The 24,809-nt window shown below is 57.0% G+C and carries 18 protein-coding genes; 8 read left to right on the plus strand and 10 right to left on the minus strand.

The window, feature by feature from the left end:
- Window positions 1-62: 62 nt before the first annotated feature.
- Genes ACQUQU_RS03345 through ACQUQU_RS03355 form a run of 3 tightly spaced genes read left to right on the plus strand, consistent with a single transcriptional unit; the run spans window position 63 to window position 5,003 of the window.
- Window positions 63-1,580: a thymidine phosphorylase family protein gene (locus tag ACQUQU_RS03345; protein WP_430461836.1), complete on the plus strand. Its 1,518-nt coding sequence runs from the start codon at window positions 63-65 to the stop codon at window positions 1,578-1,580.
- Window positions 1,581-1,604: 24 nt separating this feature from the next.
- Window positions 1,605-2,543: a ribose-phosphate diphosphokinase gene (locus ACQUQU_RS03350; RefSeq protein ID WP_430461837.1), complete on the plus strand. Its 939-nt coding sequence runs from the start codon at window positions 1,605-1,607 to the stop codon at window positions 2,541-2,543.
- Between the two features lie 24 nt (window positions 2,544-2,567).
- Window positions 2,568-5,003, plus strand: coding sequence for a xylulose 5-phosphate 3-epimerase (locus tag ACQUQU_RS03355; protein WP_430461838.1), 2,436 nt, complete (start codon window positions 2,568-2,570; stop codon window positions 5,001-5,003).
- Window positions 5,004-5,020: 17 nt separating this feature from the next.
- Here ACQUQU_RS03355 and ACQUQU_RS03360 read toward each other — a convergent pair whose 3' ends face one another.
- The 5 genes from ACQUQU_RS03360 to ACQUQU_RS03380 form a co-directional block, all read right to left on the minus strand.
- The gene (locus tag ACQUQU_RS03360) at window positions 5,021-8,467 is read right to left on the minus strand and encodes a PilC/PilY family type IV pilus protein (RefSeq protein WP_430461839.1); all 3,447 of its coding nucleotides are present in this window, start codon (window positions 8,465-8,467) and stop codon (window positions 5,021-5,023) included.
- On the minus strand, window positions 8,464-8,862 hold the full coding sequence (locus tag ACQUQU_RS03365) for a hypothetical protein (protein ID WP_430461840.1): 399 nt from the start codon (window positions 8,860-8,862) through the stop codon (window positions 8,464-8,466). The genes ACQUQU_RS03360 and ACQUQU_RS03365 overlap by 4 nt, the downstream gene beginning before the upstream one ends.
- 478 nt (window positions 8,863-9,340) lie before the next feature.
- Complete coding sequence (locus ACQUQU_RS03370) at window positions 9,341-10,825, minus strand: flavin-containing monooxygenase (protein WP_430461841.1); 1,485 nt, start codon at window positions 10,823-10,825, stop codon at window positions 9,341-9,343.
- A 298-nt stretch (window positions 10,826-11,123) separates the two neighbouring features.
- The gene (locus ACQUQU_RS03375) at window positions 11,124-11,426 is read right to left on the minus strand and encodes an MGMT family protein (RefSeq protein ID WP_430461842.1); all 303 of its coding nucleotides are present in this window, start codon (window positions 11,424-11,426) and stop codon (window positions 11,124-11,126) included.
- Window positions 11,427-11,489: 63 nt separating this feature from the next.
- Window positions 11,490-12,248: an SDR family oxidoreductase gene (locus ACQUQU_RS03380; RefSeq protein WP_430461843.1), complete on the minus strand. Its 759-nt coding sequence runs from the start codon at window positions 12,246-12,248 to the stop codon at window positions 11,490-11,492.
- Between the two features lie 383 nt (window positions 12,249-12,631).
- Here ACQUQU_RS03380 and ACQUQU_RS03385 point away from each other — a divergent pair, with 383 nt between their 5' ends.
- The 5 genes from ACQUQU_RS03385 to ACQUQU_RS03405 all read left to right on the plus strand — a co-directional run bounded on the left by ACQUQU_RS03385 (window position 12,632) and on the right by ACQUQU_RS03405 (window position 19,148).
- A complete protein-coding gene (locus ACQUQU_RS03385; protein ID WP_430461844.1) occupies window positions 12,632-13,882 on the plus strand; it encodes a CaiB/BaiF CoA transferase family protein in 1,251 nt (416 codons plus the stop codon).
- Window positions 13,879-15,015, plus strand: a complete 1,137-nt coding sequence (locus ACQUQU_RS03390; RefSeq protein ID WP_430461845.1) for an acyl-CoA dehydrogenase family protein — start codon at window positions 13,879-13,881, stop codon at window positions 15,013-15,015. Before ACQUQU_RS03385 ends, ACQUQU_RS03390 begins: the two co-directional genes overlap by 4 nt.
- 15 nt (window positions 15,016-15,030) lie before the next feature.
- A complete protein-coding gene (locus ACQUQU_RS03395) occupies window positions 15,031-16,236 on the plus strand; it encodes an acetyl-CoA C-acetyltransferase (protein WP_430461846.1) in 1,206 nt (401 codons plus the stop codon).
- A gap of 10 nt (window positions 16,237-16,246) precedes the next feature.
- Complete coding sequence (locus tag ACQUQU_RS03400; protein ID WP_430461847.1) at window positions 16,247-18,388, plus strand: 3-hydroxyacyl-CoA dehydrogenase NAD-binding domain-containing protein; 2,142 nt, start codon at window positions 16,247-16,249, stop codon at window positions 18,386-18,388.
- Window positions 18,389-18,800: 412 nt separating this feature from the next.
- On the plus strand, window positions 18,801-19,148 hold the full coding sequence (locus tag ACQUQU_RS03405) for a RidA family protein (RefSeq protein ID WP_430461848.1): 348 nt from the start codon (window positions 18,801-18,803) through the stop codon (window positions 19,146-19,148).
- A 90-nt stretch (window positions 19,149-19,238) separates the two neighbouring features.
- On the opposite strand, the gene ACQUQU_RS03410 is transcribed toward ACQUQU_RS03405, so the two are convergent.
- The 5 genes from ACQUQU_RS03410 to katG form a co-directional block, all read right to left on the minus strand.
- Entirely contained in the window at window positions 19,239-19,703 is a 465-nt protein-coding gene (locus ACQUQU_RS03410; protein WP_430461849.1) for a DUF6998 domain-containing protein, read from the minus strand.
- Window positions 19,704-19,711: 8 nt separating this feature from the next.
- The gene (locus ACQUQU_RS03415) at window positions 19,712-20,086 is read right to left on the minus strand and encodes a hypothetical protein (protein ID WP_430461850.1); all 375 of its coding nucleotides are present in this window, start codon (window positions 20,084-20,086) and stop codon (window positions 19,712-19,714) included.
- 112 nt (window positions 20,087-20,198) lie between these two features.
- Window positions 20,199-20,903 carry a helix-turn-helix domain-containing protein gene (locus ACQUQU_RS03420; RefSeq protein WP_430461851.1) on the minus strand — a complete coding sequence of 235 codons (705 nt, stop codon included), beginning with the start codon at window positions 20,901-20,903 and terminating at the stop codon, window positions 20,199-20,201.
- Between the two features lie 64 nt (window positions 20,904-20,967).
- A complete protein-coding gene (locus ACQUQU_RS03425) occupies window positions 20,968-21,426 on the minus strand; it encodes a carboxymuconolactone decarboxylase family protein (protein ID WP_430461852.1) in 459 nt (152 codons plus the stop codon).
- Between the two features lie 933 nt (window positions 21,427-22,359).
- The gene (gene katG / locus ACQUQU_RS03430) at window positions 22,360-24,567 is read right to left on the minus strand and encodes a catalase/peroxidase HPI (RefSeq protein ID WP_430461853.1); all 2,208 of its coding nucleotides are present in this window, start codon (window positions 24,565-24,567) and stop codon (window positions 22,360-22,362) included.
- Between the last annotated feature and the right edge of the window lie 242 nt (window positions 24,568-24,809).

The following is a 24,809-nucleotide window of genomic DNA, read 5'->3' on the forward strand; positions in this document are numbered from 1 at the left end:
ATACCGCAAGGTGACAGACTGTTGCGGAATCTACACTGATGCCTTCCTGCCTGAGTTTATTTATGGACACACCACCGGATTTTCTGCACCTGAAGCGTTTGGGCGTTAACACGCATCAGGAGCCTGTTATTTATATGCGACAGGATTGCCACGTCGCCGTTGCCGAAGGCTTTTACGCGCACTCGCGGGTCGAGGTTCGCACGGCCACGCACGCCGTGGTCGCCACGCTGGTGCTGGTGTGTAACGACCTGCTGTCGCATCAGTGGGCTGGCTTGTCGGAAGCGGCCTGGCATCGACTGGGCTGTCCGGAAGACGGTGAGCAGGCCTGGTTCCGCCATGCCCGTCCGGTGGATTCCATGTCGTTTGTGCGCGGTAAAATTTACGGTCAGCGCTTTACCGAAGAATCCGCCACGGCGGTGATTACCGATATCCGCGAAGGGCGTTACAGCGATATTCAGCTGTCCGCTTTCGTTACCGCCTGTGCCGGTGACCGGCTGGATCTGGACGAGACCATTGCCATCACCCGCGCCATGGTGGCCAGCGGCCAGCGCTTTGAATGGCCATCCCCAACCGTACTCGACAAACACTGTGTGGGCGGTCTGCCCGCCAACCGCACGACGCCTGTGGTGGTGGCCATTGTTGCGGCCAATGGCCTGATGATGCCGAAAACCTCCAGCCGCGCCATTACCTCGCCGGCGGGTACCGCCGACACCATGGAGGTGATGACGCAGGTGGCGCTGACGTTCGATCAGATGCGCACGGTCGTGGAACAGGAAGGCGCCTGTCTGGCGTGGGGCGGTTCCGTCAGTTTAAGCCCGACCGACGATCTGGTGATCCGGGTTGAGCGCGCGCTCGACCTCGACAGCGAAGGCCAGCTGGTGGCGTCGGTGATTTCGAAAAAAGTGGCCGCGGGTTCCAGGCAGGTGCTGATCGATATTCCGGTCGGCCCGACCGCCAAAGTGCGTTCGCAGGCCATGGCGCAAACCCTGAAGCAACAGCTGGAACAAACCGGCGCGGCGCTGGGGCTGGACGTGCGCACCATCATCACTGATGGCTCACAGCCCATTGGCCGTGGCATCGGACCGGCGCTGGAAGCTCGCGATGTGCTGCAGGTGTTGCGCAACGACGCCCAGGCACCGGCCGACCTGCGCGATAAATCGATTGTAATGGCCGGTATTCTGCTGGAAATGGGCGGCAAAGCCGCTTCCGGCGAAGGTGCCGCGCTGGCGCAACAGACGCTGCTGAGTGGTCAGGCGCTGGCCAAATTTGAAGCCATCTGCCGGGCGCAAGGAGGCTTCAATGAACCGGCAGTGGCGCCTCATCGGCACACCATTACTGCCGCACACTCGGGTGTGGTGGCGTATTTCAATAACCGCTTTATTGCCCGTCTGGCGTCGCTGGCCGGCGCACCGGTGGCCAAGGCGGCCGGCGTCGATCTGCACGTAACGCTGGGTGATGAAGTCGACGCCGGCACGCCGTTATTTACTGTGTATGCCGAAGCGCCGGGCGAGCTGGCGTACGCACTGGATTTTCTCGACGGTCACACCGATGTGATACGCATCGAAGAACCGATCGTCTGATCATAAAACATTAAGGTAAGACTCATGAGCACCTGTATTTTATCGCTGGACGGCCATCTGGCGCTGGCACAGTCGCTGGCCGGTCAGCTCACGGCGGCGGGGCGCGAGACGCGTATTCTGGCGCTGGAATCGCGCCATTTTCCGGACGGCGAACTGTATTTTAATTTGCCGGAAACGATCGAAGGCGACGACGTTATTGTGCTGTGCCACCTGCATCAGCCGTCGGACAAAACACTGGCGCTGTGGATGATGGCGCGCCACCTGCGCGAATTCGGCGCCCGTACCGTTGGACTGGTCGCGCCGTATCTGGCGTATATGCGTCAGGATATCCGCTTCCATCCGGGCGAATGTTTAACGTCCCGATATTTCGCTGAACTGATTAATTTAAGTTTCGATTACTTAATTACCATCGACCCTCACCTGCACCGCTACCACAGCCTGAGCGAAATTTACCGTATTCCGGCTGTAGCGCTGCACGCGACGGATGTGATCGGCCACTACCTGAAAAACGAGGTCAGCAATCCGCTGATTATTGGCCCGGACGAAGAGAGCGAGCAGTGGGCTACCGAGGTTGCGGCCGTGGCTGGCTGTGAGTGTCTGGTGTTGCGCAAAACCCGCAGCGGCGACCGCGATGTGGCGATTCATATTCCCGATGTGCAGCAATACGCCGGTCATCAGCCGGTGCTGGTGGACGACATTATTTCCACCGGCCGCACCATGCTGCGTACCGCCGAAGAACTGGTGGCGCAGGGGCTGAATAAACCCCTGTGTATCGGCGTGCATGCGGTGTTTGCCGAAGGCGGCCCGGGTGTGCCGTCTGCCGACGAAGAAATGCGCGCCGGCCCGATCAACGGCATTGTCACCTGCAACTGTATTCCGCATGACACCAACGGCATTGATGTCAGTCAGTTACTGACCCCGGCCGTGCTTAGTATGCTGCAGCAACTGGATTCCCCGGCCTGAGACGGCCGGTTAACGGAGAACATCATGAGCCTCAACCTGTACCAGAAGCTGAGCCAGCAATACCAGCAGCAGGAAATCGAAGCCGAAGCGCGTCAGCACCGCGAGTACGATGCCGATTTTGCCCAGTGGGCGAAGGGTTGCGGCGTTATCCGCCACACCGCGGCCACGCAGCTGCAGGTCTTCGAGCTGGCCACCGCGCTGCAGGAGGGGGGGCTGATTGCAGATAAAGCCGAGTGCTACCGCAAGCTCACCGCGCTGGATGTGCTGACGAATCAGGCGATGTGGCTGGTGGTGCACATGACCTACAGCAAGCACGTGTTTCTTGATGGCCGTGACCTCGACGCCGACGATTTCAAGCGCGACCCGCAGGGGCATACCGGTGGCTCACTGAACATGGTGCCGGCCTATGCCGCACTGCTGGCGGTGAACAGTCTCACCGGGCAGCACCGCGACTGGCTGATGGGTCAGGGACACTGCGTGGCGGCCATTGATGCCCTGCAATTGCTGAGCGGCACGGCGTTTCCCGAGCGCAAACGCGCCTACCCGCTGACCGACGCCGGCCTGTCGGATTTTGTGCAGGATTTTTATAACTACCGTGTGCGCCCGGACGGCAAACCCCTGTCGCCGCTCGGCAGCCATGTGAACGTGCATACCAAAGGAGCCCGAATTGAAGGCGGCTATTTGGGCTTTGCCGGTTTGCAGTATGTGCATCAGCCGCTGCCTGGCGAACGTCTGGTGGCGTTTTTGAGCGACGGCGCGTTTGAGGAACAGCGCGGCAGCGACTGGGCCGCCCGTTGGTGGCGCGCCGAAGATTCCGGACTGGTCAGCCCGATCATGATTGCCAACGGCCGCCGCATCGATCAGCGCACCACGGTTGCTCAGCAGGGCGGCAGTGAGTGGTTTATGGAGCACCTGAGCAATCAGGGCTTTGCGCCGTTTGTGATCGACGGCCGTGACCCGGCGGCGTTTGTTTGCGCTGTGTATTTTATGGAGCAGCACCTCAGTCACGCGGCCGAAACCGTGGCCAGTGGCGCGGCCCGTTACCCGGTGCCTCTGCCGTACTGTATTGCCGAAACCATCAAGGGCTACGGCTTTCCCGGGGCCGGCACCAACGCCGCGCACGGTCTGCCGCTGGGGTCCAATCCACGGCGTGACAACGAGGCCCTGACCTTCTTCCGCCGCGGTGCCAAAGCATTGTGGCAGGCCGAAGCCGACTGGCGCGGCGCGGTTGCGTTGCTGCAACAGCCTAAGGTGCCGATGCCGCCGGTAGCGGTGACCATCACCCGTCACGACCCGCACTGGCTGAAAGACCCGCTGTCGCCGATGGCGGCGATCGACGGCTATTTCACCGATCTGGTGGAAGTGAATCCGCATCTGCGGGTGCGGGTGGGCAACCCCGACGAGTTGCGCTCCAACCGCATGAACCAGACGCTGGACCTGCTCAAGCACCGGGTCACCGAACCAGAGCAGGGGGTGGCCGAGGCAGTGGACGGTTGTGTGATTACCGCCCTCAACGAAGAGGCGGTGGTCAGCGCCTGTCTGGCCAACCAGTCGGGCCTGAACATGGTGGTGTCGTACGAAGCGTTTGCCACCAAAATGCTCGGCGCTCTGCGCCAGACCATTATTTTTGCCCGCCATCAGAAAGAGGCCGACGACCCGGCGCCCTGGCTGGGAGTGCCTGTGATCTCAACCTCGCATGTGTGGGAAAACGGCAAAAACGAACAAAGCCATCAGGACCCGAGTCTGGCGGAATCCCTGCTGGGCGAAATGGCGGATATGGCGCGGGTGGTGTTTCCGGCCGACGGCAACAGCGCCATGGCCTGCATCAAAGCCTGTTACGGCGATCTCGGCACCGTGTGGAATCTGGTGGTGCCCAAATCCACCGTGCCGGCGTTTATGGATGCGAAACAAGCGCTGACGCTGGTGCAGGACGGTGCGATATGTCTGCGCGGCAATTGCGCGGCGGACCTGCAGCTGGTGGCCTGTGGCGCCTATCAGTTGCAGCAGGCCCTGAAAGCCTCCGACCGCCTGAAAGAAAAAGGCGTGGCACACTCGCTGGTGTATCTGCTGGAGCCAGGCCGATTCCGCGTGCCGCGTGACGAATACGAAGCCGCCGTGCAGGCCGACCCGAAAGTGCTGGACGCGCTGTTCCCTGCAAGGGTGCAGTACCGGGTATTCCTCTCCCACACACGCCCGGAAGTGCTGCTTGGCCACGCGCGTATGCTGGATTTAGGCCCGAAACGAACAGTGGCGTTGGGCTATGTGAATCAGGGCGGTACGCTGGACACCGACGGCCTGCTGTTCGCTAACCGCTGCACCTGGGCGGATGCGGTGGCCGCGCTGGCCCGTCTGAGTGGCGCCGCACCGCAAGACTGGCTCAGTGCGCAAGAGTGGGCGGCCATTCGCGGAGAGGGCGACCCGTATGACGTGATCCGGCATCCGTATCCGCAGATGCAATAAGGGAGTTGGTTAGCTCCCTATAGTATTCTCCAGTAGGTTTTCTGCAGTTTTACACAGCCGTCCAGAGCGATGGATTCGCTGCCTACAAGAATGGCTTTGGAAGAGGTACAGGCTGCTTCATCATCTGAAGCGGTCGTATCCGAGTCACTGTCAGAGCTGTCAGACGGTGGAAACACCAGCACAGGTGACGCTGGAATCCCGGATTGAGTAAGCTCGGTTGTGGTCAGCGTAACCCCGTCTTCGGTGGCCGAATCCAGCGTCAGGCTGTACAGCCGTCCGGTACCCGCGTTGGCGGTACAGGAGGTTGCGCTGCTGCTGGTATTTTCCGGAATATACGAGGTGAAATACACGGTATTGCTGGCGGTAATGGAATCGCTCAGCACCTTTTCCTCGTCATCGTACAGCGTCAGATACACACCATTGGTTTTCTTTTCCGTACTGGCGGTTGAATAGCTGGAATAATCGGCCAGATCCGAACGCGCCAGCGTTTCGTAGTCGGGCAGCAGGTCTTTCAGGGTGTCTTCATCCTCACTGACCATAAAATCGTTCACAACATAGAAATTGTCCGTCACATAACCATCCAGCGGATGGGCGCGGAAGCCGGAACCGATCGCAATCTGGTAACGGCCGACTTTGGCCGAACTGGTGGAGTAAGAAACATCCGGCGATGTATAAAAGCGCACGTTACCGGCGGTTGTTCCCAGGTTCAGGTCCGCCAGTTCAGTGGCTTTTTGCGTGCCGTCGGAAAATAAATCAAAACGCCAGAGACGGCCGCCCAGATCGGCAGCGTAGAGAATATCGATATCACCATCTCCGTCATTATCGACCGGTGTGATGTCGCTGACGATACCGCTGGTCATGCCGGTTACTTTCAGGTCGGCGGAGGAAGAGTTAGAGGCTTTCCACAGTAATTCGCCGCTCTGGGCATCGACGATAAAGACCGCGTTACCCTGATCGTGGGTAATGCGTTCACCCGAGGCTCCGTAGGTTTCGTCTTCATCCTCGTCATAGCCGCCACCAAAGACCAGCGCCTTGATATTGGTGGTTCCGGATAAGCCCAGCGCTTTCGGATTGACCGTAATCGGCATCATTTTCGACCAGGTCTGACCCAGCTCGGCGAAGTCGCCACTGCCGCCCTGAATTTCCCACATGAATTTCGGTTTATCCCGGTCGGACACATCCAACGCGTAGTAATTACGTCCTCCGCGGCGCATACCGAAGAACAGGTAGGCTTCGTCATTGCTGTCGACAATCGATTGCACATCCGCGGTCCCGGAATTGGCGTTATCGACGGTGTAATACGAGACCGGACCATCCAGACCGTACACTTTGCCCAGTGTGTTGGCGTTCTGGTAGTACGAATAAATATTCGGTAACAGATCCTGTGGAATAAAGGCAAAGCGTTCCTGCGGATTGTCTACGTTCGAATCGATGGCGTGCAGGTAGCCCGAATTGGTGCCGAAATAAATGGTGCTGTCGAGGCTTTCGCCATCGTCGAGCACGCCATAGTGGATGATCACCGGGCGGCTGTGCAGCGGGTCTTCAATTTCGTAGCGTGGGGTATCTGACGTGTCTGAATTCACATCCAGACCGGATGCCCATTCCAGCATGCTGAGGAAGTCGTCGCTGTCGAGGGACGAACCAAACAGGCTCTGGGTAATACCCGTATTGGCGGCGTACGTGCTGCCGCTTTTGGTAATGAGCGTGGTCGACAGTGTGCCGGCGCTGGTGGATAAATGGGTATAAATCGTGCGGCTGGCGGTCAGACGGCTGGCGGCACCGCCCGTGCCGACGCTGTCACCATCCGGAGCCGCAGCGTCCAGTGTCCAGTAGCTGCGCGCGTTATCACTGAAATAGCCGGTGGAACTGTCGACGGCATTATTACCGTTCATATCGTACACCTGGCCATCACTGCCGAGGCGGTAACGTTTGAGATTTCCCGCCCAGCCGATGGTCGAGGAGGGTTCGAATATTGTGTAATAAAGCTCGTCCGAATGTTCGAGACGATTCAGCGCGTTGACCGCAACCGCGGGTGCGGTAAAGGTGCCGGATGACGACGAAATTTCGGTAAATACCTGCTGCAGGGCTTCGACCAGCGAATCGTAGTCGGAGGCGGTCACGGCAACACCACCGCCGTAGCTGGCCATGCGGTTCAGGATTTTCTGCGAGTTGGAATTATCGTCCAGAAAACCACCCACGGTGTGCGTGATGATTTTCTGCTGCGATTCGGCGGTGGAGTCGTCCGATGTCAGTTCGGAATCGTCCATGTTGTCGGTGTGATACAGGTAATACGCCATTTCCTCTAGGCAGCTTTCGCTGGAAGAACTGCCGGTGGTGCAGCTGCTGCTCATGCCGGTCAGTGACGACCAGTCGTTGGCGTCCAGTTCGGACAACAGACTGTGCACACGGTCGTCACTTTCGTTGTCTTTGGTCGACGAACCGTCGGTAAAGACAATGATGTGGTTGGTCTGGCAGGAATCGGTAATCGGCGAAATGTATTTGCCGGTGCTGGCGTCGTAGGAGCCCGGTCGGCTCACATAAAAATCCTGCGCCGTCGTTGTGGCTGAACAGGTAAATGTGGTGGTGGTTTCGTCGGAGTTGATCGTGGTGGTGGTTTCGACATAACCGTAAGACGAACAGGAATAGCTGCTGGTCACATTCGTCCAGGCAATACACTGATTGCTCTTCAGCACCCAGGCACCGTTACCCTGCTGCACATACGCAGAACCGTATTCGCTGCACGTCGGAGCCGATGAGCTGTAGCTGCTGCCCGGGCCGCCACCCGGACCACCACCAGGGCCACTGGACGATGTGGACGAATAATTGAGGCACACCTGAGTACGTGTGGTGGTGGTTTCGGATTCCACCGCTGTTTCTTTATTTTCGCAGGTGACATAGCCCCAGCGCTTGCCGTATTTAACGTCTTCGCCACGCATATAGCGCGCAGCCTCGTCGTAACTTTCCAGCAAGGGCGTATTGGCTTTGGCGACAAGGCCTGAAATGGCGGTGACCACATCATCGACCTGTTCTTCGTCGTTAATCGATGCCACCGGCACCAGCACCAGACCGCCGTATTCGCGGTCCAGTGACGACTGATCACTTTCACTGCGGTAAATCAGCTGACCTTCGACCGGCGCTACTTTGGTTTTGGTGTAGTCGAACTGCATGATGCCGATATTAATGTTCGACAGGCCGGAAATAATGGTTTTTGCCGCGTCTTTTGAGACTTCAATACGCGTACTGGTTTCGCCATCGGCACCGGTCGCTTCCTCGCCCATACTGCCTGAGGTGTCGAACAGGAAAATGACGTTCGGGTCACCGGCGGTGTTGGTGCTGCCGGTATAGATTTCGGTGTCGTCGGCGCAGGCAAACCCCGTCGCCAGAAGAGCCGGAAGAGCCGGAAGAAGTGCCATCAAGGGTGCCAGAATAAGCGGACGTAATGTCGCCATCAGGGAGTAGCTCATGATGGGTTTTCCTGCGTCAGTAGGTCGGAATCACTGCTTTCACTGAATTCTCCAAAGCGGATTTTCACCAGTGTCTGGGTGCGGGTATCGATGAGCAACGACAGGGTTTTATAGCGGCGTGCGACATACAGCCCGGTCGCCTGCTGGAAATCGATGGACGTGTTTTTTTCGTAAAACTGGCTGGCCGAATTGAGGCTGATCACCGACGCTTTGCAGTCGGTGCAGAGCCGGGCCTGCAGCTGCGAGCGGGAAAAGGTCAGCAGGCTGGTGTAGCTCAGCGGAAATTCAACAATGCCCTGCACAGCGGCATGGGCACTGCTGATCAGGGCGGAATAACCAATCAGCAGCAGCGTCAGCGTGCGGCAGACGGAGGCGTTCGGGCGGGCCAGTTTCATCGGACAGATCCTGTAAATTCCTGACGTACGGAAGACCTGCCAGCCCTGGCATAGGTGTGTTTTCGGCGAGTGAACGGCACAGGTTTAAAGCGTCTGCCAATGCAGTTGCTTTATGTTGCTGTCAGTGCCGAACGGAGTCCTTGCTACGGCGAATCAAACCCGTTTCGTCAAACCTGGTAAACGCGTGCTCCCGGACTTTACGAAAGGTTTAATCTGGCAGAACTCCAGTGCAGATGGCGTGCGGTTTTTATTGGAATGTCTTTACAGAGTACCGACGTTGCATTGTCGGACAATCGTGAGGGGCCGGTAAATTCCGGCGTAACGACGCGGATGCAAACCAAAAGAGAACCTGAATTACGGGCATAAAAAAGCGCCGCAAAGCGGCGCAAAAGGGATCGGAAAGATCGAAAGGGGAGTGTTACGAAATCAGGCTGTTAAGCAACAGCGGCCGCCTGCAGTCAGGCGGCATTCATTGTACTTATACCGCTTCGCGGGCATTGGCAGAGCCCACCACAGGACTGGTGTATTCCAGTGCAGGGTCTTCCATGCTGCCCATTTTCAGCAGTGTCATATCCATAAAGTAGTTCTGATACAGCTTCCACGGACGGGTGTCGCCCTGTGTTGGCAGCTGATCTTTAATACGCGCAATATAGCCGGACTGCATGTTGATGAACGGCACACGCTTCATATTGCTGATGTTGCAACGTGGCGTTACCTGACGCACACCTTTGTCGTCCATGTGGTTCAGCAGACGGCAGATCCAGTTACCGATCAGATCCGCTTTCAGAGTCCACGACGAGTTGGTGTAACCGAATACCATGGCCATGTTCGGCAGATTTTCGAACATCACGCCGCGGTAGCTCATGCTTTCGCTCGGAACAAATGGCTTGCCGTCCAGGGAGACGTCCATTTTGCCCAGCATCTGCACTTTCAGACCGGTGGCGGTGATGATGATGTCGGCTTCCAGTGTTTTACCGGATTTCAGCAAAATGCCGTTTTCAACAAAGCGGTCGATATGGTCGGTGACCACAGACGCTTTGCCTTGTTTCAGCACTTTGAACATGTCGCCTTCCGGCACAGCACACAGACGCTCATCCCATGGGGCGTATTTCGGCGTGAAGTGCGTCATATCGTAACTGCCCGGCAGCTGGGATTTCACACCCCATTGCAGCAGTTTGCGCGCCGCATTCGGGAATTTCTTACAGAAATTGTACAGCGCCAGCGTCAGCGAAATGTTGCGGCCACGGATGACTTTATAGGCCCATTTTTCCGGCAGGATTTTGCGCAGCAGAGCCACCATAGGATCCTGCTGTGGCACGCTGACCACGTAACTCGGTGAACGTTGCAGCATGGTGATGTGCGCGGCTTTATCGGTCATGGCCGGTACCAGAGTGACGGCGGTGGCACCACTGCCGATAACCACGACTTTTTTACCGGCGTAATTCAGGTCTTCTGGCCAGAACTGAGGGTGAATCACCTGACCTTTATAATCGTCACGGCCGGCAAATTCCGGAGTGAAACCTTCGTCATAGCTGTAGTAACCGGTACAGCTGATCACGTAGTTGGCGCAGTATTCTTTTTTGGTGCCGTCAGCCAGTTCGGCTTCGATGGTCCACAGCGCACGTTCGCTGTTCCAGCGGGACGCTTTTACTTTGTGGCCGAAACGGATGTGCGGCACCACGTTGTGTTCGGCCGCGGCTTCACGGATGTAGTCACGGATATCCGCGCCATCGGCGATGCCTTTCTTGTTTGTCCAGGGTTTGAACTCGTAACCCAGAGTGAACATGTCAGAGTCGGAACGAATGCCCGGGTAACGGAACAGGTCCCAGGTGCCGCCGATGGCGTCACGGCCTTCGAGGATGGCGAAGGTTTTGTTCGGGCATTGCTTCTTCAGGTGACAAGCCGAGCCGATGCCGGAAAGGCCGGCGCCGATGATGAGAACGTCAAAATATTCTGTAGCCATGAGAGTATCCGCGACTGTTGTTATAGGTATTCATGGTGTGTTGCGTGATTACACTGTCGCCCAGCAGCCGTCGAAAAAACAGGTGATCCGCCGACATGTTTTTCATCATCTGATGCAGACGTACGTCAGTTTCTGCTTTTTTGGCCCGCTGACCGCGGTGCGCCACCATTTGTCGGCCGAATTCAGTTAAAAGATCAATAAAATCAAATGGTTGCTGATTGAATGTGCGCTTCAGGGGCGTGTGGCTGACGGGGGAATCGGCTTGTCTGAACGGGCCGGTGCGGGAGGCGTGGGGGGGTTAGTTCCAGCCAAAGCGGTTCAGATCCACCCGGAAACTGGCCGACACTTCAATGCCTTCGGCGACCAGACGGTCACGCTGGCGCAGATTATGGGGTGTGGGTTGGCTGATTTTTCCCTGCGCGTTGATTACCCGGTGCCACGGCAGTTGCGTGTCTTCCGGCAAGGCATTGAGCACCTGTCCCACCCAGCGGGCGCGGCGCGGAAAACCGGCCTGAGCCGCCAGCTGGCCGTAGGTGATGACCCGACCGGCGGGAATGCCGGCCAGCGCCGTGTACAGGCGTTCTTTCGGGTCTGAGTTCATGGTGTCACGGCAATAAAAAAGGCGATTGTATAATCGCCTTTTTTAACAGAGAAATGCGTTATTTTACAGACGCAGACCACCGTCCACTTCAACAATACGGCCCGACATATAGTCGTTCGCCAGCAGGAAAACCGCTGCGTCGGCAATTTCATCCGGCGTACCCATGCGGTTGGCCGGAATGCCTTTACAGATTTTTTCCAGCGCTTCCGGTGGCATGCTGGCGGTCATTTCTGTGGCAATAAAACCAGGTGCAATGGCGTTGGCGCGGATGCCGTAGCGTGCCAGTTCTTTCGCCCAGGTAACGGCCATGGCGGCCACACCGGCTTTGGCGGCTGAGTAGTTGGTCTGGCCGAAGTTACCGGCGCGGGCGATGGACGAAATGTTGATGATACAGCCGCCTTCACCGCCGTTGATCATCTGCACAGCCGCTTCACGGCCACACAGGAAAACACCGGTCAGGTTCACGTCGATCACCATCTGCCACTGGGCCAGAGTCATCTTTTTCACTTCGCCGTCTTTGGCTTTCACCATCAGACCGTCGCGCAGAATACCGGCGTTGTTGATCAGGCCGTGCAGCCCGCCCATATCGCTGGCAATGGCCGCGAAGGTCTGTTCAACCTGTTCTTCATTGGCCACGTTGCACAGGTAGGTGCGGGCACTGCTGCCGGCGGCTTCTACCTGACGTTTGGTCTCATCCATGTGTTCCTGATTCAAGTCGATAACCGCGATGCGCGCACCTTCTTTGGCAAGGTGTACCGCCATCGCGCGGCCGAGTCCCTGGCCTGCGCCGGTAATGGCAACAACTTTGTCTTTCAGTTTCATAAGGGAACTCCGGGGTGGTCGTCAGCACTGGCTGACAGACATCGGTTAGTGACGGCAAACCGGTTGACGGTTGCCGGTAAAAGCAACAGAAGTATAACCGCCCTTTGTCCCGTAATGTCCTGTCCATTAGTTGGATTGCCTCTTTCAAGTCATAAATACGTCGTAAGTATGAACCGCAGTTGTGGCTGGTGGTTTTTGCGGAATCAGGCCATCCGCCGGCCTGTCAGAATGGTTGGCATATGTGGTCAGCATTCTGGCTGCTTCTGGTGCAAATCTGTCAATTCTGTTGAGCGGATCGCACATTGCGCCACCGCCCTCACGCCGGTAGTTTGAAAAAACAGCGTTGAAGGTTACGCCCCACAACAACAATAACGGGGGTCATCATGACTCAGCCATTAGCCGGAATGACGGTGCTCGATCTGTCGCGTCTGCTGCCCGGGCCCATGTGCTCGTTGCACCTGCAGGACATGGGCGCGCGCGTGATCAAGGTCGAAGACACAGGCGCCGGCGATTACACCCGCAGCCTCGGCATGCCGAAAGGCTTCACCAGCCCGGCGTTTCATATTCTCAACCGCGGCAAAGAATCCATCAGTCTCGACCTGACGCACCCGGACGGTCATCAGGTGTTGCTGAAGCTGGTGGCCGAGGCCGACATCCTGCTTGAAAGCTTCCGCCCCGGCGTGATGAAAAAACTCGGTCTGAGTTACGAACGTCTGCAAGCCGTGAATCCCAAACTGGTGATGTGTTCCATCTCGGGTTATGGCCAGACTGGTCCCTGGGCCGAAAAAGCCGGCCACGACATGAACTACTGCGCCACCGCCGGCATTCTTGATCAGGTGGGCGAGGCCAACGGCGCGCCCGTGCTCAGCAATTTCCAGATTGCCGATCTGGCCGGCGGTTCGCTCAGCGCCGCCATGGCCATTCTGGCGGCGGTGGTGGGTTGCCTGCGTCACGGCCACGGCAGTTACCTCGATATTTCCATGACCGACTGCGCCTTTGCCAACAACGTGATTCCGCTGGCGGCGATGAATTTAATGGGCAAAGCCCTGCCACGCGGACAGGACATGCTCACCGGTGCCCGTCCGTGCTACGGCGTTTACCGCACGGCCGACAACCAGTTTATGGCGGTGGGCGCACTGGAGCAGAAATTCTGGCAACAGGTGTGCGAGGTGCTGAATAAACCCGAATGGCTGAGCCGTTATCACGATATGGGCACTAAAGCCGACGCCCTGCGTGCAGAGGTGGCCGAGCTGTTTGCCAGTCAGCCCCAAAGCCACTGGCGCGATGTATTTGCCGGCACCGATTGCTGCGTGACACCGGTGCTCACGCCACAGCAGGCGTTTGAACACCCGCAATTACTGGCGCGTGAAATGGTGCAGGTATTAACCACCACGCAGGGCCACAAACTGCGCTGCCCGGCCACGCCGTTTACCTTCCAGAACAGTGAGCAGGCGGTCGAAAAATCCGTCAGCACACAGCCCGGCCCGGAGCAGGGCGCACATACCCTGAGCGTGCTGCGCTCGCTCAATATTTCCGATCAACAGTTACATCAATGGCTCGACACAGGCGTTATCCGTCAGGCCGGTTCCTCTCAGCAGTCTGAACATAAAAACAACATGGAGACATCCGTATGATCCCTCGCAGTGTGTACACCGAAGAACACGATATGTTTCGCGACAGCGTGCGCAAATTCATGCAGCGCGAAATTCAGCCCCACTGGGAAGAGTGGGAAGCTCAGGGCCATATCTCGCGTGAAGCCTGGCGCAAAGCCGGTGAAGCCGGCATCCTCTGCACCCACATTCCGGTGGAATACGGCGGCTCGGGTGTGGATTTCCGCTACTCCGCCATTGCCATTGAAGAGCAGGGTTATATTTTTGCCTCAGGCCCGGGTTTCTCTCTGCACTCCGACATCGTGGCCCCGTATATCCTGCATTACGGCAGCGAAGAGCAGAAACAGAAATGGCTGCCGAAAATGTGCACCGGTGAAGTCATTACCGCCATCGCCATGACCGAACCGGGCACGGGTTCCGACCTGGCCGGTGTACGCACCACCGCCATGGAAGACGGCGATCATTACGTTATTAATGGCTCCAAAACCTTCATCACCAACGGTCAGCTGGCCGATCTTTATATTGTGGTGTGTAAAACCGACACCAGCGCCGCCGCCAAAGGCGTTAGCCTGTTTCTGGTCGAAGCCGACCGCGCCGGTTTCAGCCGTGGTAAAAACCTGAATAAAGTCGGTATGAAAGCGCAGGACACCTCCGAGCTGTTCTTCGATAACGTCCGCGTACCGAAAGAAAACCTGCTGGGTCAGAAAAACGGCGGCTTTATTTATCTGATGCAGGAACTGGCACAAGAACGTCTGTCCGTTGCCATCATTGGTGCTGCCGCAGCACGCGCCTGTTACAACGCCACCGTGGAATACGTGAAAGAGCGTAAAGCCTTCGGTAAGCCGGTGGCCGCCTTCCAGAATACCCGTTTTAAACTCGCTGAAATCCGCACCGAACTGGAAGTTACCCAGTGCTACGTTGACCGCTGTCTGGAGCTGCACTGTCAGGGCAAACTCAGCATCGACGCTGCGGCCTCGGTGAAACTCTGGGCCACCGAAGCTCAGTGCCGCATCATCGACGAATGCGTACAGCTGCACGGCGGTTACGGCTACATGTGGGAATACCCGGTTGCCCGCGCCTGGGCCGACTCCCGCGTACAGCGTATTTACGCCGGTACGTCGGAAATTATGAAAGAAATTATTTCGCGCACCATTTAATTCAGGAGTTTCAGAATGACTGATGCCTATATTTTCGATGCCGTCCGCACCCCGCGCGGAAAAGGTAAAAAGGATGGCAGTCTGCACACAGTGACACCGGTGCATTTAATGTCTGGTCTGCTGCGCGATCTGCAACAACGTCACCAGCTCGACACATCCGCCATCGACGACGTGGTGCTGGGTTGTGTGGAGCCTGTGATGGAACAGGGCGCTGATATTGCCCGTACCGCGGTATTAATGGCCGATTACGCCCAGACCTGTGCCGGTACAGTGGTCAGCCGCTTCTGTGCCTCGGGCCTTGAAGCGGTGAACATGGCTGCCGCCAAGGTAAAAGCCGGTGAAGCACAGATGACCATCGGCGGCGGTGTGGAATGCATGTCACGCGTGCCAATGGGCGCCGGTGGTGGTGCGTATTACACGGATCCGGCGGTGACTAATAAGTTGTCCTTCGTGCCGCAAGGTATTTCAGCGGATTTAATTGCCACCCTGAACGGCTTTTCGCGCAGCGACGTAGACGCCTACGCGGTGGAGTCGCAGCGTCGTGCCAAGCACGCCTGGGACAACGGCTACTTTAAAAACTCCATTATGCCGGTCAAAGATCTGCTGGGACTGACGCTGCTGGCGCACGACGAACTGATGCGTCCCGAAGCCACCCTGGAATCCCTTGGCACCCTGAAGCCGTCGTTCGAAATGCACGGCGGTATGGGCTTTGATGCCATCGCCCAGCAGGTCTATCCGCAGGTTGAGCGAATTAACCACGTACACCATGCCGGCAATTCCTCGGGCATTGTCGATGGCGCGGCCGCGGTATTAATCGGCACCAAAGAAATGGGTCAGGCACTGGGGCTTAAGCCGCGTGCGCGCATCCGCTCGGCGGCATCCGTGGGGTCTGAACCTACCATTATGCTCACCGGCCCGGCACCATCGGCGCGCAAAGCGCTGAAAAATGCCGGCCTGCAAGCGAGTGATATCGACCTGTGGGAACTGAACGAAGCCTTCGCCTCGGTGGTGCTGCTGTTTATGAAAGACATGAACATCGACCACAGCAAAATCAACGTGAACGGCGGCGCCATTGCGATGGGCCACCCGCTGGGCGCCACCGGCGCCATGATTTTAGGCACTGTGCTGGATGAACTTGAGCGCCGTGATTTAAATACCGCACTCATTAATTTGTGCGTTGGTGGTGGTATGGGAACGGCCACCATCATCGAACGCGTTTAAGGAGAACGACATGAGTATCTTCACACACGATATCGACGCTCAGGGCATTGCCGTTCTTACCTGGAACGATCCGAATGGCCCGGTGAATTCACTGGCGCAAAGCGCGGTGGTGGCGCTGGGTCAGGCCATGGACGAACTGCTGGCCAACGATGCGGTAAAAGGCATTGTATTGACATCCGGTAAATCCGATTTTGTGGTCGGCGCCAATTTAAAAGAAATTCAGACCATGCCACAGGACGCCGCTACCATCATGGCGTTTGTGCGTGCACTGCATCATATCCTGCGCAAAATGGAGCAGGGCGGTAAACCCATTGTGGCGGCCATGAACGGCACCGCGCTGGGTGGCGGTATGGAAGTAGCACTGGGCTGTCATTACCGCATTGCCGCCGATAATCCGAAAGCCGTGTTCGGCTTCCCGGAAGTGAATCTGGGCCTGCTGCCGGGCGGTGGTGGTACGCAGCGTCTGGCGCGCATGCTGGGCGTTCAGGCGGCCATGCCGTGGCTGCTGCAGGCGACGCAGGCCAAAGCAAAAGAAGCCAAAGCCGCCGGTCTGGTCAACGACGTGGTGCCGGCCGATCAGCTGATCAGTGCCGCCAAGCAATGGCTGCTGGCAAACCCGACGGCCTGCGTGCAACCGTGGGATGAAAAGAAATTCAAATTACCTAATGGTGAAGTACAGTCGTCCAAAGTGGCTCAGGTATTTATGGGCGCAGAAGCCATGCTGCGCCAGAAAACCATGGGTAATTATTTAGCACCGCAACGCATTCTGCAGGCCCTGTACGAAGGCTGTCAGCTGCCGATCGATCTGGCGCTGGATGTTGAAGCCCGCTATTTCACCGAACTGCTGCTGTCTGATCAGGCGAAAGCCATGATCCGCACCTTCTTTGTCGCCCTGCAGGATGCCAATAAACTGAAAAACCGTCCTGCCGGCGTCGAGAAAAAGCAGTTTAAGAAAATCGGTATTCTGGGCGCTGGTATGATGGGCGCGGGCATTGCGTATTCCTCAGCCATGAGCGGTATGGACGTGGTGCTGCTCGATACCACTCAGGAATCCGCCGACAAAGGCAAAGCCTATTCCGACGGTCTGCTGAAAAAGCGCGTCGCGCGCGGCAAAATGGTGGCGGACAAAGCCGAAGCCACTCTGGCGCGCATTACCGCGACCACCGACTTTAATGACCTGAAAGGCTGCGAACTGGTGATCGAAGCCGTGTTCGAAGACCGCACCATTAAAGCCGACGTGACCGCCAAAGCCGAAGCCGTGATTGGTGAAGACGCGATTTTCGCCTCCAACACCTCGACGCTGCCAATTACCGGTCTGGCAGAGGCCAGTCAGCGTCCGGCGCAGTTTATTGGTCTGCACTTCTTTTCACCGGTCGATAAAATGCCGCTGGTGGAAATTATTCTCGGTAAAAAGACCAACGAACAGACCCTGGCCTGGGCGCTGGACTATGTACAGCAACTGAAGAAAACCCCGATTACCGTCAACGACAGTCGTGGTTTCTACACCTCGCGTGTGTTCAAAACCTACGTACTCGAAGGTATGGCCCTGCTCAAAGAAGGCGTCAGCCCGGCGCTGATCGAAAATGCCGGCAAAATGGCCGGTATGCCGGTTGGCCCGCTGGCGTTAAGCGACGAAGTCTCGCTGGAACTGATGGACCGCATTGGCCGCCAGACTCAGAAAGACCTTGGCGATGCCTACGTGCCGCACCCGGGCGACTCTGTGGTGCAGTACATGGTGCACGAACTCAAGCGTATCGGTAAAAAAGCCAACCTCGGTTTTTACGATTACCCGGCCGATGCCAACAGCAAAAAAGCCCTGTGGGGCGGGCTGGCGGAGCATTTCCCACAAACGGAACAACAGCCGGATGTGGACTATGTGAAACAGCGTCTGCTGTACGCGCAGGCGGTGGAAACCCTGCACTGTGTGGCCGAAGGCGTGATTACCCGTGCGCATGAAACCGATATCGGTTCCATTTTCGGCTGGGGCTTTGCGCCGCACACCGGTGGTGTCATTTCCTTTATAGAAACCATCGAAGGGCTGGAGCATTTTATCGTGAATGCCGATGCGCTGGCTGACGCCAATGGCGAACGCTATCGCGTGCCGGCGATGGTGCGTGAGATGGAAGCAGAAGGTAAATCTTTCTACGCCTGATCTAATGCGCTGAAATAAAAAAGCCCGTTGGGGAGACCTGACGGGCTTTTTTTGCTTTTCGAGCGGATTCTTTTCTGCGGCTGTTCATATTTTATCCCGTCAAATTAGTCCATGCCCTTCATCTGGTAACGGCGTAAAACGGCGGATCAGCAAGCCGTGTTAAAAACCCTCAGGGACGCCAATACGAATTTCCAGAGACTGTTCGCGTCGAGCGGTAGGGTGGGGCTGCCCTCCAAGCTAGCCATCGGGTCGGTACAGATCATTGACTAAAAACGGATTGCTAACGAAACAACCGACTAAGAGCTTCTCTGGCAAGTACGATAAGCGCGGCCATTTATACCCCCTCCTGCATAGTCTTTGTCTCCTCCATGTTTGATACACTCCGATCTGACCTAACAGTCCGGAGTGTACTATGACCATCGAACGTATCGACCCAGCCACCCGCTATTCAGAAGCCGTGATTGTGAACGGCCTGATGTTCTGTTCGGGCATGGTGCCTGAAGTGGAGTCGGCGGATGCCCGCGAGCAGACCCGCGATGTACTGGCGCAGATTGATCGCCTGCTGGCCCGTGTCGGCAGCGATAAGAGCAAGCTGATTGATGCCACTATTTACCTCACCAGCCTCGACGATTATGCAGCGATGAACGACGTGTGGGATGCCTGGCTGGCGCCGGGTTGCGCTCCGGCCCGTGCGACGGTAGAGGCTAAACTGGCCAGCCCGGACTGGAAAGTTGAGATTAAGGTGGTCGCAGCCGTTTAAGCGGCTCGTCTGTGTGGTGCGCGGAGCGCACCCTCGGCCTTGTTGTCCATGAGGCCTGAGACTAAGCGCCGCAGCCCCGGGTCCGTAGCGTTAACGCACGCGCGGAAGGCGCAATGCCTCTGGAACTTCCCGATCCAGTTGGCGCAGTTTTTCGAGTGATATCGGATACTGGCCATTACTTGGTAGCGGTTTATCCGCAAAGCATTGCCAGATGTAATTCCCCGGGCCGTTGTAAATCACCTCAAAGGTGCCATCTTTGTTCAGCTTAACTACAACGGCATGTTCCGGTTCATGGCGGAAGGCGACGGATTTCGCCTGAGTGGCTTTTATCTCAACATCCCGGCCGTCACGGCTTCTGGCGTCATAACCCCTGTTGGAGGCTGTCAGTAATTCCAGATCAAAGGCATCCGCCACCAGACACTCGCCGAGACTGCCGACCATATGCCCGTCGGGCGTAAAGTGTCGCCCGGGAAACATGGCCTCAAGCTGGCCCACCGTTTGATAGAGCTGCCTGTCCAGCGCTTGCAGAGATTCATGGTCTACAGGTGTACGCATCGTTTAAATTAATCTCGGTTATCCACCCGCCGCGTAAACAGCGTACGCGTGCCACGCAGCGCCTTCCGGTTCACCATCAGGAACAACAGCGTCGGAATCAGAGCAAGCAGCAAGCCACTTAATACGGAATCAACCATTGCTGAGCCTGTGAACGGGAGCTCAATCCATTCCATATTGGTGACGCCAAATATCAGCACCATACAGAGTGCATAGGGCACGCCGTATTTCAGGTGCAAGAAATCATCCGATTGACCCTGTTCGGTCAGGTTGGCCTTGCAGTAGGGGCAGAGAAAGCCGCTTTTAAATCCGGCGTTGTAGCCGTCGATGGCATCATCGGGTGGAAAGGTTCTGGCGCAGGCACAGCAAAGATAGTGTTCTTTCATCGTCCATGAAACGGGCGTTATGCCCGTGCTGTCCGTTAATGTGGAAACCAGACACTAACATTCCTGTTGCCGCTGACCAAGCCATAACATCGTGTGTAAAAAGGCCGCTCCGTCAGCCAATTTTTCCCGGTGTTACGCGGGCAATGGCGCGGAATTCCCGCGTCATGTGCGCCTGGTCGCTGAAGCCGCAGTGGTGTGCAATGTCCGTCAGACTGGCCGCGTGCGGTTTGGGCGCTTTCAGCTGCTGAATGGCGTGGCGCACGCGCACGATGCGCTGGTATTGCTTGGGGCTCATCGACAGCCAGTGCTGAAATAAACGCTCCAGCTGTCGTTGGCTGAGGGAGGTCAGTTCATTCAGCGCCGCCAGTTCCTGATGCTGACGAATGCCGTTTAATGCCTGCGATAACGGGCGGGGGCGGGTGTCGTCGGCTGGTAAATGGCGTGTGGCCCATTCGTACAGCAGGCGGATGCGGCTGGTGTTGTCGTTTTGTGACTGTAATTGCCACAGCAGCTGTTCACCTTCAAACGGACTGTCGTCGCCAAGGCGCGTAGGTTGTTGGTAATGCTGGCCGGTAAGGGCAAACGCCACGGCGGGCAGAAAGCGGATACCACACAACAAACTGGCGGGTGGCATGGAAATGGAATCGGCAATTTTTTTAACCGGCAGAATATAAACGCCGCGGGTCAGCTGATGGCCGCCAAGATCGACGGCCGCGCCCATAGTCAGCAGCAGGCCACTGCCGCCGTCGGAATACAGGCGTTTAATCACCGGCGTGTGCGTGTGTGCAGCCACCTGAGCCGACCAGATGGCCTGCACGCAAGTGCTCAGCGGTCCGGCCGGTTGCGACAGCTGAAAATCAAACGCAGTGGCGGTGCTGTGATCAGGGCTTATAACTGCCTACCTCGGGTTTAAAGGTTTTCGCAATGCGGTTCCAGCTGTTGATGGCATTAATGGCTACGGTCAGATCAACCAGACCCTGCTCACCAAAGGTGCCGACGACCTGAGCGTACATGTCATCACTCACGCTGTTACCGGCGGTCAGATGTTCGGCCCACGCCAGCGCTGCGGCTTCTCTGGTGCTGTACAACGGCATATCCCGCCATGCGGATAAGCCCAGCAGACGCTCGGCGGTTTCGCCCATCTTCAGCGCCGACTGGCTGTGCATATCAATACAGAATGCACACTGATTAATCTGCGACACCCGCAGTTTAACCAGTTCCCACAGGGGAATTGACAGCGTTTCTGCAACGCTGAATTGCGCCTGCAAATAAGCTTCCTGGCTCATCAGTATCTGCATCGCCTTCGGGGCCAGCGCGATGTAATCAGCACGTTGGGTCATGGTGGTAACTCCTTGGTAATGTCGTTTCAGGAGTTACACCTTAGTGACTTACGAAGGATGGATATTGAATAAATCCGACATGCGCATTTTATTTTTCAGATTTAACGTATGGTTTGTCAGCACGTCGGGGAACGGCCCACGTTCACAGATGCGTTCATAGCCCGACGGCTGCACGTTCAGTACGAACGGGGAATAATTACCCGCATTGACGTCCCTGATGTTTTTAACACGGCTTGGTGATTGCGAATTACCTTACTTTCGGTGCGAACCGCTCTGGCTCCCAGATCCGTTCATACTTCGACGGCAGTGCGCTCTGCACGAACGGTGAATAATTGTTCGCATTGGCGTCCCTGATTTTTTTAACACGGCTTGGTGATTGCGAATTACCTTACTTTCGCGGCGGACCTCTCTGGCTCTCAGATCCGTTCATACTTCGACGGCAGTGCGCTCAGCACGAACGGTGAATAATTATTCGCATTGGCGTCCCTGATGTTTTTAACACGGCTTGCTGCGCCGCCGGTTTTCGAAGTTATTTGCCCGGACGTCCAGCATGGATGCTGGACGAGCGGACATCACGCCAGGGATGGCGTGTGTGCGAGTGCCGGAAGAAAATAACGAGGAAACCGGAAATAAGGTGCAGCGCCGTAAGAGGGGATCGCAAGGGGAGGCGTCCCCTTGCATTAATACCGGCCGTTAGGCCGAAATGCCGGCAAGCTTCGATCGCCATGGGTGGTGTGATGAATAATCGGGAGCTATTCAGTTCAGCCGCAGGCTGCCCGAAGGGTTGATAGATGGACGTATCAAGACAATGTCGGTTACGCAGGAGCAATTAACGCCCCGCGCTCCCAGTCATCGCTCCCAAACAACCAATAAAAAACGCGGGTTTCCCCGCGTTCTTTATTTCTTCATTCCCGCATTTAACGGTTCAGCAACTCATCGCTTCACGTCAAAACGATCAGCGTTCATCACTTTATTCCAGGCTTTTACGAAGTCTTTCACAAAGCGCTCTTTCGAGTCGTTCTGTGCGTACACTTCGGAAATCGCACGCAGTTGTGAGTTGGCACCAAACACCAGATCAACGCGGGTGGCGGTCCATTTCACAGCGCCGGTTTTACGGCATTTGCCTTCGAACACGTCGGCTTCTTTGGCTGGTTTCCATTGGGTATCCATGTCCACCAGATTCACGAAGAAGGCGTTGTTCAGCTGGCCCGGGGTGTCGGTAAACACGCCGTGTTTGCTGTTGCCGTAATTGGCGCCCATCACACGCAGACCACCGACCAGTACGGTCATTTCCGGTGCGCTTAAGCCCATTAACTGCGCTTTATCGACCAGCATTTCTTCGTCGGCGACGGCGAAGGCGGTGCGGCGGTAATTGCGGAAACCATCGGCTTCAGGCTTGAGCACAGCGAACGATTCCACATCGGTCTGTGCCTGTGTTGCGTCGGTGCGGCCCGCAGTGAAAGGCACTTCCACTTTATGGCCGGCGTCGGCAGCGGCTTTTTCGACGGCAGCCGCGCCACCCAGTACGATCAGGTCGGCGATGGACACCTTCTTATTGCCGTTATCGAAGCCTTTCTTAATGCCTTCGTACACGGCCAGCACTTTGTTCAGTTGCGCTGGCTGGTTCACTTCCCAGTCTTTCTGTGGCGCCAGACGAATGCGTGCACCGTTGGCACCGCCGCGTTTGTCGGAACCGCGGAACGTCGCAGCAGACGACCAGGCGGTGTACACCAGTTCCTGCACACTGAGGCCTGAGGCCAGAATTTTGGCCTTAAGAGCCGCTACGTCAGCAGCGTTCACCAGCTCGTGATCAACCGCCGGAACCGGGTCTTGCCAGATCAGGTCTTCCGCCGGAACTTCGGCACCTAAATAACGGGATTTAGGGCCCATGTCGCGGTGGGTCAGTTTGAACCAGGCGCGGCCAAAAGCGTCGGCAAAGGCAGCCGGGTCTTTGTGGAAGCGCTCAGAAATCTTGCGGTAGATCGGGTCTTCGCGCATCGCCATGTCAGCGGTGGTCATCATAATGCCCACGGCTTTGCCGGCGTCTTCTGCATCTGGCGCATGATCTTCTTTGGCCAGATTTTTCGCCTGCCACTGGTGTGCACCGGCCGGGCTCTTGGTCAGTTCCCACTCGTAGCCGAACAGTACGTCGAAGTAGCCGTTATCCCACTGGGTTGGGTTCGGTGTCCACGCGCCTTCGATACCACTGGTGATGGTGTCGGAGCCTTTGCCGCTTTTGTAAGAACTCATCCAGCCGAAGCCCATTTCTTCAATGGACGCCGCTTCCGGTTCCGGGCCAACGTGTTTGGCATCGCCGGCACCGTGCGCTTTACCAAAGGTGTGACCACCGGCGGTGAGCGCTACGGTTTCTTCGTCGTTCATACCCATACGGGCGAAGGTTTCGCGGATGTCTTTGCCGGACGCAATCGGGTCTGGCTTACCATCCGGGCCTTCCGGGTTCACATAGATAAGACCCATCTGTACTGCTGCGAGCGGGTTTTCCAGATCGCGTTCGCCCGAGTAACGGCTGTGCGCTTTATCGGACGTGGCCAGCCACTCTTCTTCAGCACCCCAGTACACGTCTTCTTCCGGCGCGTACACGTCTTCACGGCCGCCACCAAAACCGAAGGTTTTGAAGCCCATGGATTCCATCGCCACGTTACCGGCCAGAATAAACAGGTCGGCCCAGCTGAGTTTGTTGCCGTATTTCTGTTTGATCGGCCACAACAGGCGACGGGCTTTATCCAGATTGCCGTTATCCGGCCAGCTGTTGAGCGGGGCAAAACGCTGGTTGCCGGTGCTGGCGCCGCCACGACCGTCGCCGGTGCGGTAGGTACCGGCACTGTGCCACGCCATGCGGATCATCAATGGGCCGTAGTGACCGTAGTCGGCCGGCCACCAGTCTTTGGAGTCGGTCATCAGCGCGGTCAGGTCTTTTTTCACAGCAGCCAGGTCGAGGGTCTTAAAAGCCTCGGCGTAGTTGAAGTCACCACCCAGTGGGTTAGAAACCGGGGTGTGCTGATGCAGGATGGCCAGGTTCAGCTGATTCGGCCACCAGTCTTTATTGGTGGTGCCGCTGTGGCCCTGGCTGGTGCTGCCGCCGTGCATTACGGGGCATTTACCTTGGCGAATGTCAGTCATGTCGGATTCCTCGTCTGTCTGCCGTGTTGCTCACATGGTTGTGAGCCTGTTGTTGTCTACGGAGTTCAGATTAGGAGAGAAGACCGCCTTTGCCGAATTGGTTGTGGCAATACGGTTATTAGTCAAAAGCTATCGAATTTTAAAAGATGATTCAGATCAATCTATTAAACGTCGGAGTGTGCGCAATACCCTTGAGTTATGTAAGGAAAGCGTTTCAGCAAGGGCATAAGCGCTGGCCGGAG

It is taken from the genome of Thalassolituus sp. LLYu03 (assembly GCF_050507655.1).
Lineage (GTDB): Bacteria > Pseudomonadota > Gammaproteobacteria > Pseudomonadales > Oceanobacteraceae > Venatoribacter.

Coding starts and splice junctions, on each gene's coding strand:
- ACQUQU_RS03345 (WP_430461836.1), top strand. CDS start 63: ATGGACACACCACCGGATTTTCTGCACCTGAAGCGTTTGGGCGTTAAC.
- ACQUQU_RS03350 (WP_430461837.1), top strand. CDS start 1,605: ATGAGCACCTGTATTTTATCGCTGGACGGCCATCTGGCGCTGGCACAG.
- ACQUQU_RS03355 (WP_430461838.1), top strand. CDS start 2,568: ATGAGCCTCAACCTGTACCAGAAGCTGAGCCAGCAATACCAGCAGCAG.
- ACQUQU_RS03360 (WP_430461839.1), bottom strand. CDS start 8,467: ATGAGCTACTCCCTGATGGCGACATTACGTCCGCTTATTCTGGCACCC.
- ACQUQU_RS03365 (WP_430461840.1), bottom strand. CDS start 8,862: ATGAAACTGGCCCGCCCGAACGCCTCCGTCTGCCGCACGCTGACGCTG.
- ACQUQU_RS03370 (WP_430461841.1), bottom strand. CDS start 10,825: ATGGCTACAGAATATTTTGACGTTCTCATCATCGGCGCCGGCCTTTCC.
- ACQUQU_RS03375 (WP_430461842.1), bottom strand. CDS start 11,426: ATGAACTCAGACCCGAAAGAACGCCTGTACACGGCGCTGGCCGGCATT.
- ACQUQU_RS03380 (WP_430461843.1), bottom strand. CDS start 12,248: ATGAAACTGAAAGACAAAGTTGTTGCCATTACCGGCGCAGGCCAGGGA.
- ACQUQU_RS03385 (WP_430461844.1), top strand. CDS start 12,632: ATGACTCAGCCATTAGCCGGAATGACGGTGCTCGATCTGTCGCGTCTG.
- ACQUQU_RS03390 (WP_430461845.1), top strand. CDS start 13,879: ATGATCCCTCGCAGTGTGTACACCGAAGAACACGATATGTTTCGCGAC.
- ACQUQU_RS03395 (WP_430461846.1), top strand. CDS start 15,031: ATGACTGATGCCTATATTTTCGATGCCGTCCGCACCCCGCGCGGAAAA.
- ACQUQU_RS03400 (WP_430461847.1), top strand. CDS start 16,247: ATGAGTATCTTCACACACGATATCGACGCTCAGGGCATTGCCGTTCTT.
- ACQUQU_RS03405 (WP_430461848.1), top strand. CDS start 18,801: ATGACCATCGAACGTATCGACCCAGCCACCCGCTATTCAGAAGCCGTG.
- ACQUQU_RS03410 (WP_430461849.1), bottom strand. CDS start 19,703: ATGCGTACACCTGTAGACCATGAATCTCTGCAAGCGCTGGACAGGCAG.
- ACQUQU_RS03415 (WP_430461850.1), bottom strand. CDS start 20,086: ATGAAAGAACACTATCTTTGCTGTGCCTGCGCCAGAACCTTTCCACCC.
- ACQUQU_RS03425 (WP_430461852.1), bottom strand. CDS start 21,426: ATGACCCAACGTGCTGATTACATCGCGCTGGCCCCGAAGGCGATGCAG.
- katG (WP_430461853.1), bottom strand. CDS start 24,567: ATGACTGACATTCGCCAAGGTAAATGCCCCGTAATGCACGGCGGCAGC.